15 protein-coding genes are annotated in these 12548 nt (G+C 70.6%); 3 read left to right on the top strand and 12 right to left on the bottom strand.

The genetic code is table 11. From position 1 onward, the window contains the following. Positions 1 to 37 precede the first annotated feature (37 nt). Together J2S57_RS25305 and panB are read left to right on the top strand one after the other, a co-directional pair. Positions 38 to 775 (top strand): FadR/GntR family transcriptional regulator, encoded by a 738-nt coding sequence (locus tag J2S57_RS25305; RefSeq protein ID WP_307247352.1) that lies wholly within the window; start codon positions 38 to 40, stop codon positions 773 to 775. A 14-nt stretch (positions 776 to 789) separates the two neighbouring features. Then, on the top strand, positions 790 to 1632 hold the full coding sequence (panB, locus tag J2S57_RS25300) for a 3-methyl-2-oxobutanoate hydroxymethyltransferase (protein WP_307247351.1): 843 nt from the start codon (positions 790 to 792) through the stop codon (positions 1630 to 1632). 385 nt (positions 1633 to 2017) lie between these two features. Here panB and J2S57_RS25295 read toward each other — a convergent pair whose 3' ends face one another. Next, positions 2018 to 2467, bottom strand: coding sequence for a MarR family winged helix-turn-helix transcriptional regulator (locus tag J2S57_RS25295; RefSeq protein ID WP_307247349.1), 450 nt, complete (start codon positions 2465 to 2467; stop codon positions 2018 to 2020). A gap of 81 nt (positions 2468 to 2548) precedes the next feature. Between J2S57_RS25295 and J2S57_RS25290 the strand changes: the two genes are divergently transcribed. Further along, positions 2549 to 2953 (top strand): nuclear transport factor 2 family protein, encoded by a 405-nt coding sequence (locus J2S57_RS25290; protein WP_307247347.1) that lies wholly within the window; start codon positions 2549 to 2551, stop codon positions 2951 to 2953. Here the strand turns inward: J2S57_RS25290 and J2S57_RS25285 are convergent, their stop codons facing one another. The 11 genes from J2S57_RS25285 to J2S57_RS25235 all read right to left on the bottom strand — a co-directional run bounded on the left by J2S57_RS25285 (position 2954) and on the right by J2S57_RS25235 (position 12490). Then, positions 2954 to 3670, bottom strand: coding sequence for a hypothetical protein (locus J2S57_RS25285; RefSeq protein ID WP_307247345.1), 717 nt, complete (start codon positions 3668 to 3670; stop codon positions 2954 to 2956). It abuts the gene before it with no gap. Continuing rightward, positions 3667 to 3981: a hypothetical protein gene (locus J2S57_RS25280; RefSeq protein ID WP_307247344.1), complete on the bottom strand. Its 315-nt coding sequence runs from the start codon at positions 3979 to 3981 to the stop codon at positions 3667 to 3669. The genes J2S57_RS25285 and J2S57_RS25280 overlap by 4 nt, the downstream gene beginning before the upstream one ends. Before the next feature lie 10 nt (positions 3982 to 3991). Then, positions 3992 to 4483, bottom strand: a complete 492-nt coding sequence (locus J2S57_RS25275; protein ID WP_307247342.1) for a nuclear transport factor 2 family protein — start codon at positions 4481 to 4483, stop codon at positions 3992 to 3994. Then, complete coding sequence (locus J2S57_RS25270) at positions 4476 to 5711, bottom strand: aromatic ring-hydroxylating oxygenase subunit alpha (protein WP_307247340.1); 1236 nt, start codon at positions 5709 to 5711, stop codon at positions 4476 to 4478. Before J2S57_RS25270 ends, J2S57_RS25275 begins: the two co-directional genes overlap by 8 nt. Positions 5712 to 5735: 24 nt before the next feature. After that, positions 5736 to 6731: an ABC transporter substrate-binding protein gene (locus J2S57_RS25265; protein WP_307247338.1), complete on the bottom strand. Its 996-nt coding sequence runs from the start codon at positions 6729 to 6731 to the stop codon at positions 5736 to 5738. A gap of 90 nt (positions 6732 to 6821) precedes the next feature. After that, positions 6822 to 7655, bottom strand: coding sequence for an ABC transporter permease (locus tag J2S57_RS25260; RefSeq protein WP_307247336.1), 834 nt, complete (start codon positions 7653 to 7655; stop codon positions 6822 to 6824). Continuing rightward, entirely contained in the window at positions 7652 to 8467 is an 816-nt protein-coding gene (locus J2S57_RS25255; protein ID WP_307247334.1) for an ABC transporter ATP-binding protein, read from the bottom strand. The genes J2S57_RS25260 and J2S57_RS25255 overlap by 4 nt, the downstream gene beginning before the upstream one ends. Before the next feature lie 81 nt (positions 8468 to 8548). Further along, a complete protein-coding gene (locus J2S57_RS25250; protein ID WP_307247332.1) occupies positions 8549 to 9793 on the bottom strand; it encodes a M20 metallopeptidase family protein in 1245 nt (414 codons plus the stop codon). Next, positions 9790 to 10668 carry an aspartate dehydrogenase domain-containing protein gene (locus tag J2S57_RS25245; RefSeq protein WP_307247330.1) on the bottom strand — a complete coding sequence of 293 codons (879 nt, stop codon included), beginning with the start codon at positions 10666 to 10668 and terminating at the stop codon, positions 9790 to 9792. The genes J2S57_RS25250 and J2S57_RS25245 overlap by 4 nt, the downstream gene beginning before the upstream one ends. Then, complete coding sequence (locus J2S57_RS25240) at positions 10665 to 12050, bottom strand: gamma-glutamyltransferase (protein WP_307247328.1); 1386 nt, start codon at positions 12048 to 12050, stop codon at positions 10665 to 10667. The genes J2S57_RS25245 and J2S57_RS25240 overlap by 4 nt, the downstream gene beginning before the upstream one ends. Continuing rightward, entirely contained in the window at positions 12047 to 12490 is a 444-nt protein-coding gene (locus J2S57_RS25235) for a VOC family protein (RefSeq protein WP_307247326.1), read from the bottom strand. Before J2S57_RS25235 ends, J2S57_RS25240 begins: the two co-directional genes overlap by 4 nt. Positions 12491 to 12548 lie beyond the last annotated feature (58 nt).

Raw genomic sequence — 12548 nt, 5'->3', positions numbered from 1 at the left:
TGACCAATTTTGGACAACCGGTTGATAGGCTCCGTGCGTGGTTGACAACTCACGCGGACTGGATTCCGCGTTCGGGGGCACGATCAAGAGCTCCACGGCGATGGCCGAAGTCACAAGACGCCTTCTGGACTACATAGCCAGTGGTTCGCTGGCCGAGGGTGACAGGTTGCCTCCCGAGCGTCAGCTCGCCACGCACATGGGCGTGGGGCGCTCGGCGGTGCGGGAAGCCCTGGCGGCGCTGGAGATCCTGGGCATCGTCACGGTGCGCCCGGGCTCGGGAACGTACCTGTCCGGCGGAACGTCCGAGCTGCTCCCCCAGACCCTGTCCTGGGGAATCCTGCTGCACTCGGACAAGACCCGGGAGCTCATCGAGGTCCGTCAGGGCCTGGAGACGCAGGCGGCGCTGCTGGCCGCGACGCGCATCAGCGACACGTCACTGACAGCGCTGCGCGAGCACACCGAGACGATGGAGAACAGCCTCGGCGACTACCACCGTTTCGTCACCGCGGACATGCTCTTCCACCACGAACTGGCCTCCGGCGCCGACAACGTCCTGCTGCGCGACACCCTCCAGAGCGTCCGCTCCCTCATCCGGGTCTGGGTCGAGCGCGCCCTCAACGACGACGACCACGCCCGGCTCACCCTGGCCGAGCACCGCGCGATCCTGGCCGGCCTCGAGGCCCACGACCCGATCGCCGCGGCCGAGGCGATGCGCCGGCACATGACCTCCGCGACCGAGCGCCTCCTGCCCACGCTCGACGACGAATCCCGCTAGGAAAGACTGTTTCGATGGCGAACACCGAAGAACCCACCCCCTACGGAAGCACCCGGCCGGTCCCGAAGCGGGTGCGCACCCACCACCTGGGCGAGATGAAGCGCCGCGGTGAGAAGTTCACGATGCTCACCGCCTACGACATGTACACCGCGCAGATCTTCGACGAGGCCGGCATCGACGTGCTGCTCGTCGGAGACTCCGCGGGCAACAACGTCTACGGCCACCGCACCTCCCTGCCGGTCACCGTCGACGAGCTGATCCCGCTGGCCCGGGCCGTGGCCCAGAACGCGAAACGTGCGCTGGTGATGGGCGATCTGCCGTTCGGCTCCTACCAGGGCTCCCCCGAGCAGGCCTGGGACACCGCGGCCCGGTTCATGAAAGAGGCCGGGGTGGCCGCGGTCAAGCTCGAGGGCGGCGCCGCCATGGCCCCCCAGATCAAACGCCTGACCGACGGCGGCATCCCGGTCTGCGCGCACATCGGCTTCACCCCGCAGTACGAGCACGCGCTCGGCGGCTACCGGGTGCAGGGCCGCGGCGACGCGTCCGAGCGGGTGCTCGCCGACGCCCTGGCCGCCCAGCAGGCCGGTGCGTTCTGCGTGCTGATGGAGATGGTGCCGGCCGAGGTCGGCGCGAAAGTGACCGCCGAGCTGGACATCCCGACCATCGGCATCGGCGCGGGCAACGGCACCGACGGCCAGGTGCTGGTCTGGCAGGACGCGTTCGGCCTGAACACCGGCAAGCTCCCCCGCTTCGTGAAGCAGTTCGCCGACCTGCGCGGCGAGCTGCTCAAGGGGGTGGCGGCCTACACCGCCGACGTCAAGGCGGGCACGTTCCCCGCGCCCGAGCACACCTTCTGAAACCCCGATGGTGGACGTGGTGGTGCGGTGACGCCCAGGGGTGACGGTCTGTTCTCCGGTCGTTTCGGACACACAGACTGTCACCCGGCGGGCTGAAACGGCAGCCCGGACGCCACGGCGATCCGCCCACTGCGCCGCACCCCCATGTCCCTTCCGCGGGGAGCAGACCCACCCCCTATACCGATCGGGTATAGCGGGTGTCTGTGTACTCAGCCCGCAGGGGCAGGACGACGGCCGGCCTCCGCGGCCCGGCACCTCTTCGCGGCCCGGCACCTCCTCGCGGCCCGGCACCTCCTCGCGGCCCGGCACCTCCTCGCGGCCCGGCACCTCCTCGCAGCCCGGGACCACACAACGGCAAGCGCCCCTCAGCCCCGGCGTTCCGGGCTCATTCCCCTTCTCCGGGCTCGTGATGGCGCAGGGCCTGGCCGAGCAGGCGCACGAGGGTCGCCCGCTCCGCCGCGGACAGGGGCCCGAGCAGTTCGTCCTGCACCCGGTCGACGACGGGATCCAGACGCCGCAGCTGAGCCGCGCCCGCTGCGGTCAGCATCACCCGGTTGCGCCGGCCGTGGTCGGGATCGGGGGTCTTGTGCACAAAACCCAGCTCTTCGAGGGCGTTCACGGCGGCGACGACATCACTGCGGTCCATCCGGGAACGCCGCCCGAGCTGCGCCTGACTCGCCGGGCCGAACTCCTCGAGGGTCGCCAGCAGGCGGTAGTGGTACCCCTTCACCCCGGCCTCGGCCCACCCCTCGGCCAGCAGGCGCCGGCCGTGCAGGGTCAGCTGCCCGATCAGCCAGGTCGGCCGGCTCGCCAGGCGGTCGGGGATCTCGTCCATGTCGCCAGCCTATAGGTGTTGGCACGACCAACATCATGACCTAATGTTGGTCGCACCAACACTCGATGCGAGGAGTCGCTCATGACCCAGGCCCTCCAGGACCGGCTCGACGTCGGCGACCTGTTCGCGCGTCTGTCCGACCTGCTCGACGAACGCCGCTTCGAGGACGCCGGCACCGTGTATCACCCGTCCGTGGAGGTACATTCACCCCGCGGCGACCTGCACGGCCTCGAGACCGTGATCACCCGCCTGTCCGCGACCTCCCCGGCCGACGTCCGCACCCAGCACGTGCACGGCGACATCCAGGTCCGGGTCGACGGCGACCGGGCCGAGGCCACCGCCAACCAGCTCGTGTACTTCTACCGTGACGGCGAACCCCCGCACACGTCCGCCGGTCTGCGCTCCTCGTCGATCGCCGTGCGCACCGCCGACGGCTGGCGCATCACCCGCATGACCATCACCCGCCGATGGCAGCGGGAGCACTGATCAGCGGAAGCTGAACAGCCGGCGGCCCGGTTCCAGCGGGCCGGGTTCGCCGGTGAAGCGGTGGGCCCCGACGACGTAGCCGGGCTCCCGGAGCACCGAGAGACGTTCGAACGAGCCACCTTCCAGGTGCTCGATCACCGCGTCGGCATCCTCCAGCGAGGCACCGTACGTGCTCCACACCACCGTCGCCCCGGCCGCGCAGAGCATGGGCAGGGCGTCGAGGAGCGTGAATGCGTCGGCCGGGGCGACATTCGCCAGGACACCGCAGAGCAGGAGCAGGTCCGCCGGAACCCTACCCTCGTAGGAGTCGGTGGTCCCCGCGTCGGCGACCACCACGTCCACCGTCGAGAGGCGGGTGGAACCGAGGGCACCGTGCAGGAACGAGGCGTTGAGCGGATCGAGCTCGAGCATCGTGGCCCGCACCTGCGCCCCGCGCGGGTGCGCGATGAGAATCGGCAGCAGGTCGCGGGACTGGCCCGAGCAGACGCTCAGCGCCCGCAGCTCCCCCGGCCGGGCACCGTCGAGAAAGGCGACCAGCTGGTCCTGGACCGCCCCGAGCCGGTCGGTCTGCTCCGACTCCAGGTCGTCGTACGGGGCGTGCCAGGAGTACCAGCCCTGCTCGGTGAGGGTGGCACCGCTCGTACGGCCGGGAACACTGTGCCGGTCGTACTCCTCGTCGTGCTCGTGCTCGTCCTCCTCGAGCAGGTCCTCGATCACGCCGGCAGGCCCAGCCGCTGCAGCTGGTCGAGCGCGGTGCCCGGGATCGTGCACTCCAGCTGCTCGGCGTTGAGAGCGGCCATGCCCTCGATCTTCTTGGTGGCCAGGTGCTCGGCCTCGAACGCGGCCATCGACTCGAACGACGCCTCGAGCACCATGTGGTGCAGGCCCCCGAAGGCCGGCGCGTACACCGCGTACGGGGTCAGGCCGGCCGCGACGAGCAGCTCGTTCTTGGTGCGCTGGGCCGCCATGAACGTGGGCAGGGTGCCGAACTTCAGGTTGCGCAGCACCTGGTGGCGGTAGGTCTTCACAGCAGTGCTCCTAAGGCGTTTTCATGTGGGGGACCTTCACCCATCCCTGATCGAACGGGGTGGTGAAGAAGTTGTGCACACGCATGTACGACAGCAGCCAGCGGCCCTCGACCCGGCGGAAGTCGTTGAAGTACTTGCCCGCGATCCACAGCGGCTGGTCTCCACGGTAGGTGCAGGCCTGGAAGTACATGAACTGCCCGGTGGCCGTGTCGCCGGTGACCTCGACGGCCGCGTTGGTGACGAAGTGCGCCGAGAACGGCATCCGCTCGACGTTGCGGTCGAACTTCGTGATCAAGGCCGCGTGCCCCTGGGCGGCCCAGCCCGGATTGCCGTTCGGGCCGATGGACTCCCACTGGCCGTCGTCGGTGAACAGGGCCGCGACCTTCTCCCCCTTGCCGGTCTCGGCGTCGGTGGCGGCCATGTAACTCGTCATCAGGCCCAGGCAGGCCTCACGGGACTCGAGCAGGTCGAGACGGGCCATCAGGGCATCGATCTCAGACATCGACGGTGACCGCCTTCCGGTAACGCTCGATCAGCCACTGGTTGAGCTGCGGGATGTTCGACTCCATCCACGACAGCGGACCCCGGGGCGCGTACCGCGAGCCCAGCCCCTGCTGCAGGGCCGCGGTGGTGACGGCGTCCTGGTGGATCGCGAGAGCCTTGCGTTCCATGAACTTCTCGTAGGCCTCGTGGAATCCGGGCTCCTCCACCGCCGACTTCGGGTAGAGGTTCACCCGGCGCAGGTCGAAAGCGCCCGGTCCCTTGGGGTAGATGAAGGCCAGCTGAACGAACGTCGGTTGCAGGATGGAGAACAGCATCGGCGGGATGGACGCGAACATGACCCGCCTGCGCTGCTCGTCGGTCAGGCCCGGGATGATCGCGGTGGTCCGCTTGCCGTCCGTCGAGGCCAGGCCCGCGTTCTCGTCGACCAGGTAGGTCGGGTGCATGACCTGGTTGTCGCCGGGCTCGAACGGGTAGAACCGCGCGTTCTTGGCCGGGGCCGCCTCGTGAACGCCCCGGTGCACGTAACTGGTGTGGTACGGCTCAAGGGCGTTGTCGTGGTGGATCTTCCAGTTCCACTGCTGGTTCTCGAACACGAACGCGGGCATCGGCACCAGCTCGTCGAGGCCGAACGTGGACAGCTCCTCGTCGATCCGGCTGACCCCCAGGCCCAGGGGCTCGGCGTTGTCGTCGAAGTTGATGAGGACCATGCCGTGGAAGATCTCGTGCCGGATCTGGGGCAGGCGGATGGTCTCGCGCAGCCGGTTCACCGGCACCGTCTCGGTCATCGAGGGGGCGGCGGCGAGCCGGCCCTCGAGGTCGAACGTCCAGTTGTGGTAGGGGCATTTCATCACCTTGCCGTTGAGGCAGGGTGAGGCCATGTCGCGTCCCTCCCCGGCCAGGCCGCCGAACAGCGGCTGGCCACGGTGCTGGCACACGGCCGACATCACGCGCACGTCACCGGCCTGGTCACGCAGCATCACGATCGGCTCGTCGAGCACGGTCAGCGGCAGCTGGTCACCCGGTTCGGGGATCTCGTTGACGTGGCCGATGCACAGCCACTCCCGCCCGAAGATCGCCTCCTTCTCGAACTCCCAGAAGTCCTGCCCGGTGTACACCTCCGGCGGCAGCAGCCGCGCGGTGGCCACCGGATCGGTACAGCCCTCGACGTCGGCGAGCACGCGGCGGGCCGCTTCCAGGGCCTGCCGGCTCAGCGGTCGTTTACTCATGTCACTCCTTCACAGACTCGAAGATCAGGGCAGGACCGGCGAATCCGGCTGGTAGTCCTGGGAGCTGAAGTCCGTGACCGGCACCTGCGTGGCCAGACCCGCGTCCACCAGCACCTTCTGGGTGTCGGTGAGGCCCTGCTCGGTGAAGCTGCCGTAGCCGCCGGTGGACTCCTTCCAGTTCGCCACGTACGCGTCGAGGCTGAACTCCAGGGCCTCCGGGTCGACCTCGGCGCACTTGGCCTGCAGCGTCTTCAGCGCCTCGGCCTGGTTGTCGACGACCCACTTGGTCGACTCCGCGAACGCCGTCATGAAACCCTTGGCCGCGGTCTTGTTCTCGCCCAGCCACTGGTTGTTCGCCACGATGGTGTGCCCGTAGGTCGGCACATACTTCTGCATCGGGATCACCTCGAGATCGGGCAGCGTGTCGAGGATCTCCTTGGTCGAGGCGGTGTTGTAGAAGATCACCATCGCGTCGATCTTGCCGCCGAGGAACTCGGTGGTGGTCGCGTCGTCGGAGGGGATGACGTCGACCTTGCTCTCGTCGATGCCGGTGGCCTTGACGAACGCGTCCCACACGCCGCCCTCGAACTGGTCGGTCTGCACCGCCAGCGAGTGACCCTCCAGGTCCTTCGGCTCGGTGATGCCCTCCTTGGCCAGGATGGTGACCGGGCCGACCGTGGACGCGGCGCCGATCACGGTGAGCGGGAGTTCCTCGCCGGCACCGATGATCACCGGCGGGGCGGACAGCTCGGCGACGTCGAACTCACCGGTGGCCACGAGCGGCACGGTGTCCGAGCCGCCCTGGCCGCGGTCGTAACTCAGCTCGACCCCGTTCTTCTCGAAGATGCCCTGCTCGATACCGGAGTACACGGGCGCCCAGGTGCCCTCGCACGTCCACTCGAAGGCCATGTTGACGGGGGTGAGGCCGCCGCTCTCGACGGCTCCCTCGGAGCCGGAACCGCAGGCGGACAGGGCGAGGGCGGTGCTGAGACCTAAGACGGCAAAGGCTCGGGTACGCATGACGGTGTGACCTTCCGACGGGGTGACGTTGTTTCCCGTCCGGTACTTCCGGGGCAGGGGTACCGGACGGGCAGATTCAGGGGGGCGCGGTCAGCGCACGACGGTCTTCCAGGGCACGAGGATCTTCTCGAGCCAGACGCAGACGTTGAAGAAGACCAGGCCGACCAGACAGGACAGCAGCGCCAGCACGAACACGGCAGCGGTGTTGAGCTGGGCGCTGTAGACGGTGATGAGGTAGCCGAGACCCTCGCGGGAGCCGATGTACTCGCCGAGCAGGGCCCCGACGACGGCGCCGGGGGCGGCGACCCGGAACGAGGAGAACAGGTAGGGCAGGGCGTTCGGGATACGCACCCGCAGCAGGATCGAGAGCTCGCTGGCGTTGGCCAGTTTCATCATGTTGACCAGATCCTCGTCGACCGAGGTGAGGCCGTGGGCGACATCGACGATGATCGGGAACACCGCGATCAGGCACGAGCAGATCACGATCGGCACGCCCCCGCGGCCGAACCAGATGATGAGCAGCGGGGCGATCGCGACGGTGGGCATGACCCGGATGATGTTGAGGAACGGGAAGGCCAGCTCCTCGAACAGGGCGCTGCGGCCCATCGCCACCCCCAGCACCACGCCGATGACGATCGCGGCGGCCAGCCCGTACAGCGACATGCGGGTGGTGGCCCACAGACCGTTCAGGAACAGCTCGTGGTGCTCGGTGAACTGCTCGATCATGGCGGTGGGCGCGGGCAGCACGTACTTCGGGGTGTCGAGCGCCCGCACCAGCCCTTCCCACAGCAGCACGGCGACGGTCAGGGCCAGCCAGGCCCGGGTGGCGCGGAAGCTCTTGAGCAGGACGCCGGCGCGGCTCTCGGGCGGGATGACGGCGCGAACCGGCTGCTTGACGTCGGTACCGGCCTCGGTGGTCGTCATCGGTTCTCCTCCAGGGCGGCGCGGATCCGGTGGGCGATACGGGCGAACTCGGGGGTGTCCTTGAGGTCGTTGCCGCGGGGACGGGGGAAGTCGACGTCGATGACGTCGGCGATCCGGCCCGGGTGGGCGGCCATCACCACGATCCGGTCGGACAGGAACACCGCCTCCGGGATCGAGTGCGTGACCACCACGATGGACGCGTCGGTCGTGCCCCAGATGCGCAGCAGCTCGGTGTGCATCTCGTCGCGGGTGATCTCGTCGAGCGCGCCGAACGGCTCGTCCATGAGCAGCACGCGCGGTTCCATCATCAGGGCCCGGGCCAGCGAGACCCGCTGCCGCTGACCGCCGGACAGCTGCTTGGGGTAGCGCTTCTCGTAGCCGCCGAGCCCGACCACCTCGAGCTGCTCGCTGACCGTCTTGGCGGGCTTACGGGTGCGGCCCCGGGCGACCTGCAGCGGCAGCCGGATGTTGCCCTCGACCGTGCGCCAGGGGGCGAGCACCGCGTCCTGGAAGACCATGCTGAGAAGTCCCGACCGGCGGGCCTCCTCCGGGGTGCGGCCCAGGATCGAAAGGCCGCCCTGCACCGAGGCGTGCGGCAGGAGCCCGGCCAGGGCCCGCAGCAGGGTGGACTTGCCGCAGCCGGAATGCCCCACGATGGAGACGATCTCGCGGGGACGCACGGTCAGGTCGACGCCCTCGACGGCGACCACCGCGTCGCGGCCGCGCCCGTGGACGATGCAGACGTCCTGGAGGCGGACGCGGTCGGTCTCGGGTTCCGCGCTCGGTGTGCTGGTGATGGGTTCAGCGGTCACGATGTGCGTCCTGTCCTCATCCGGGGGCCGATCTGTGAATGTTGTATCCAGCGCACTTTTCACGGGCCGGACGGTCTCGTTTCAATGGTGTTTCGTTGTCGAGGTTTTCGACGTGGCGCACGGATCTCTCAGGAATCCGGAGGGGATTCTGTATCCCAGGTGACCCTCAGCCGTTCCCGGAGCACCGCCAGCGCCCCCGCCAGGCCCACGGCGACCGCTCCGGTGGGATGCGGGGCGAAACGGGCGTCGTGGTTGCGGGGCGCGTCGCGCCGGGCCGGGTCGTGCACCCCGAAGTTCCAGATCACCCCGGGGACGCCCAGGCGCTCGGCGTAACGGCTGAAGTCGTCGCTGGCGGGCAGCGGATCGGCCGGGGGCCCTGGCCGCCGCGTCCCCGAACACGGCGGCCAGGGCCCTCGCGGCCCGGGCGTTCTCGGCCGGGTCGTTCCACACCGCGGGCAGGTGCGAGATCTCCTCGACCCGCGCGTCCACTCCCCCGGCGGCGGCCTCACCGTGCACGATCCGCAGCATCGCGGTGCGCAGGTGCTCGGCGACCTCCGGTTCGTAGGCACGCGCGGAGACGGTGAAGACGGCCTCGGCGGGAATCACGTTCTCCTTGGTGCCGGCATGGAAGGTGGCGACGGTCAGCACGGCCATCCGGAACGGGTCGATCTCCCGCGAGACCACGCTCTGCAGGCGGGAGACCATGGCGACGGCGGTGACCAGCGGGTCCCGGGCCAGGTGCGGGCGGCTGGCGTGCCCGCCGGTGCCGGTCACGGTGATCCGCCACGAGCGCTGGGCCGACAGGAACCAGCCGGGCCGCACCAGCAGACGGCCCAGCGGGGCCGACGTGACGTGCTGGCCGAGCATGACGTCGGGCTTGCCGGTGGCCTCGAACAGGCCGTCGTCGAGCATGGCGAGGGCGCCCGCGCCGGTCTCCTCGGCGGGCTGGAAGACGCCGACGAGGGTGCCCCGCCAGGTGTCACGGTGCCGGTCGAGCCACCGCATCGCACCGGTGAGGGCGGCGGTGTGCACGTCGTGGCCGCAGGCGTGCATGACCCCGGGGACGGTACTGGCGTAGGGCAGGCCGGTGTTCTCGTGCAGGGGCAGGGCGTCGAGGTCGGCGCGGAAGGCGACGGTGGGGCCCTCGCCGTTGCGCAGCACGGCTTCGAGACCGGTGCCGCCGCAGTCGCGGATCCGGGCCGCGGTCGGTTCGAGGGCGGCGCGAACCGTGGCCTGGGTGCGGTGTTCGCGGCCGGACAGTTCGGGGTGGGCGTGCAGGTCGCGGTAGAGATCGAGGATCTCGGCGGGCGCCTCGGGAACGTTCACGAGACACCGTCCAGCACGACGACGCCGGGCCCGACACCGCGGTGCAGGCCGGCCAGGAGATCGACGACCGACCAGGCGGTGATGGCCGAGGTGCGCCCGCCGGAGGCCGGGTCGACGGCGTTCTCGAACGCGAGGCGGTAGGTGCCGAGGGACGACGTGCACACCACCTCGTGCCGGGTCACGGTCGCGGCGGGGTCGGCGATGACGACGACCTCGACCTCGTCGAGCCCGGTGGTGGCCAGGGCCAGGGCGACCGAGGAGTTGGAGGTCCGGGGGTAGCGGCGGGCCGCTTCGCGGGCGGTGCCGCGGAACACCTCGAGCGGATGGAGGACGTCGTGGTCGACGCCCAGCGCGGCCGGCCTCTTGGTGGTGGTGTGGCGGACGTGCGCCCGGCCGAGCCCGGCGCGGGCCGCGGCGGCGAGGACGTCGAAGCCGCCGATGGCGCCGGCGGGGAGCAGGACGCGACCCTGGCGGGGCCGGGACGGCGCGGCGGTGCCGGTGGACGCGGGCGGGTTCGGGACGGCGTCCCGGTCGGGGTCGGGGAGGGTCAGCGCGCCGGGTTCGGCGAGGATGCCGCAGGAGCAGACGACCACGTCGGTGCCCAGGGCGAGGGCGGTGGGGACGAGGTGGCGGGCGGCCTCGACGGTGGTGGCCTCGACCAGGACGTCGGACGCGGCGACCGCCTGCCGCACCTCGTCTTTCGGGGTGGACGAGTCGATCACGGTCAGCAGGGTGCAGCCCGGGAGGTCGCCGCGGGTGACGGCCTCGGCGACCGTGCGGCCGATGCTGCCGGTGCCGGCCACCGTCACGACGGTCCGGCGCCCGGGCCGGGAGGTTTCCGGGGTGCTCACGGCCGCGGCCGGCGTCCCGGTCATGCGGACACCGCCGCGCCGTCCCAGCGGGGGTCCGCGGCGGCGGTGGCCCGGTCGGTGCCCGTGCGCACGAGCACGTGGGAGCTGCGGGCGCCGAAGGCCGGGAGTTCGGTGCCCTCCGTGCGCGCGGTGCCGTCGGGGCCGATCTGCCAGCGCGGCGTGACCAGGGCCTGTCCCAGGTCGTTCTCGGTGCGGTCGGTGGGGAGCAGACCGTTCAGCAGCGCCACGTTCCAGGGCACCTGCTGCTCGCCGCCCGGGGTGGCGCCGAGCACCCAGCCCCCGGTGTGGCGGGTGGCCCAGGCGTGCAGGGTGGTGAGGGGGCGGCGTCCGGCGACGGGGGCGTTGGGATGGCCCGGCTCGAAGGCGAAGCCCCGGCCGGCCCGGTTGTTCAGCACGAGATCGTAGTCCTCCACCACCAGGCCGCTGCCGAACTGCGGGAACGAGTTGGAATGCACCACCACGACGGCGTTGCCCTCCCGGTCGACGGCGGCGACGGTCGAGGTTCCTTCCCCGGCGAGCGCCAGGGCACCTCGGGCCTGCCGCGCCAGCACCTCTCTCACCCGGTCGGGGCCGGCCGGCGACGCCTCGCCGTCGGCGAAGACCTCGGTCAGGGCCCGTCCGTAGGTCGGGGCGTTCGTGGCCCACAGCGGGCCGTGGGCGGTGTCGACGCGGTGGGCCGGGGCCTCGTCGACGGTGACCGTGGTGAGGTCTTCGAGGGTGAGGCAACCACCCGCGGCGGTGACGCGGCGCACGATGGCCTCACCGACGCGTCCCCCGTTCAGTTGTGCTCCCCGCTCGGCGAATTCATCGAGCAGACGGGCCATACCGGGCAGGGGGACGACGGCACCCGGCTCGATCGGGCCGGTTGCCGGGGCGAAAACGCTACCGCCGGGCTGGTGTTCGGCGAGCAGGTCACGAGCCTCGTGCGCCAGTAACGCGCTCAGGGGTGACCACACGATGCCCCGGGAGGCCAGCGCCCGGGCCGGAGCCGTGAGGCGGGGGCGGCCGAGGCGTCCCAGATCACCGAGCCGGTCGTAACCGGCCGGTGCGCCCGGGATCCCGACCGACAGCCCGCCCGTCGCCGGGACGTCCCAGCCCCGCGCGGCGGCCGCGTCGTGCAGGCCCGCAGCCGCCCCGCCGAGGGCGATCAGTGACGTGGGCGTGCTGTCACCGGCCCTCGTGTAGATCGCGACGACGTCACCGGCCAGGCCGCACTTCGACGGCAGGGCGACGGTTTCGGCGAGACCGGCGGCCACCACGGCGTCGAAGGCGTTGCCCCCCTCGAGCAGGGCGGACAGGCCGATGCCGGCGGCGACACGGGACCCGGCGGCCACGGCACCGAGGGTGCCGGTGGCCACCGAGCGACGGGCGAGGAGGGTTCTCACGCCTGCGGCTCGACCTGCGAGGGGCCGTAGTGGCGCAGTTCGATGGTGTTGCCGTCGGGGTCGTCGACGTAGACCAGGTCGGCGGGCCCCAGCGCACCCCAGCGGCGGAACGGGCCGCCGATGGTCTCGAACACGCCGGACTCCTTGAGCGCGACCAGGTCGGTCGGTTCGATCACGATGCAGAAGTGGCTGACGTTCTTGCCGGTGGCCTCGGCGCGGGCGTCCAGGTCGAGGATCTGGCCGGGGCACACCTCGACCGACGGGAAGGGCACCGTGCCGGCCCGGAACTCCTCCAGGCGGTGCACCAGGAAGCCGAACTTCTCGACGTACCAGCGCACCGAGGCCTCGGGATCCTTGACCCGCAGAACGATGTGGTCGATCTGCTGGACGCTGACGACGCCCGCCGTCGGGGCGGGGGTGTGCGAGTAGGTGATGGTCATGCAGGATTTTGTATCCAGAATGATTTCCACGTCAGTCCCGCCCCGTGAACGTCACGTT

The organism is Kineosporia succinea, assembly GCF_030811555.1.
Classification (GTDB): Bacteria; Actinomycetota; Actinomycetes; order Actinomycetales; family Kineosporiaceae; genus Kineosporia; species Kineosporia succinea.
This window is presented reverse-complemented; position numbering and strand designations above follow the sequence as displayed.

What these genes read in the sequence shown, in the direction of transcription:
- J2S57_RS25245 (WP_307247330.1), bottom strand. Translation starts at nt 10,668, where the DNA reads ATGACCGGGACGCCGGCCGCGGCCGTGAGCACCCCGGAAACCTCCCGG.
- J2S57_RS25265 (WP_307247338.1), bottom strand. Translation starts at nt 6,731, where the DNA reads ATGCGTACCCGAGCCTTTGCCGTCTTAGGTCTCAGCACCGCCCTCGCC.
- panB (WP_307247351.1), top strand. Translation starts at nt 790, where the DNA reads ATGGCGAACACCGAAGAACCCACCCCCTACGGAAGCACCCGGCCGGTC.
- J2S57_RS25235 (WP_307247326.1), bottom strand. Translation starts at nt 12,490, where the DNA reads ATGACCATCACCTACTCGCACACCCCCGCCCCGACGGCGGGCGTCGTC.
- J2S57_RS25275 (WP_307247342.1), bottom strand. Translation starts at nt 4,483, where the DNA reads ATGTCTGAGATCGATGCCCTGATGGCCCGTCTCGACCTGCTCGAGTCC.
- J2S57_RS25295 (WP_307247349.1), bottom strand. Translation starts at nt 2,467, where the DNA reads ATGGACGAGATCCCCGACCGCCTGGCGAGCCGGCCGACCTGGCTGATC.
- J2S57_RS25260 (WP_307247336.1), bottom strand. Translation starts at nt 7,655, where the DNA reads ATGACGACCACCGAGGCCGGTACCGACGTCAAGCAGCCGGTTCGCGCC.
- J2S57_RS25270 (WP_307247340.1), bottom strand. Translation starts at nt 5,711, where the DNA reads ATGAGTAAACGACCGCTGAGCCGGCAGGCCCTGGAAGCGGCCCGCCGC.
- J2S57_RS25290 (WP_307247347.1), top strand. Translation starts at nt 2,549, where the DNA reads ATGACCCAGGCCCTCCAGGACCGGCTCGACGTCGGCGACCTGTTCGCG.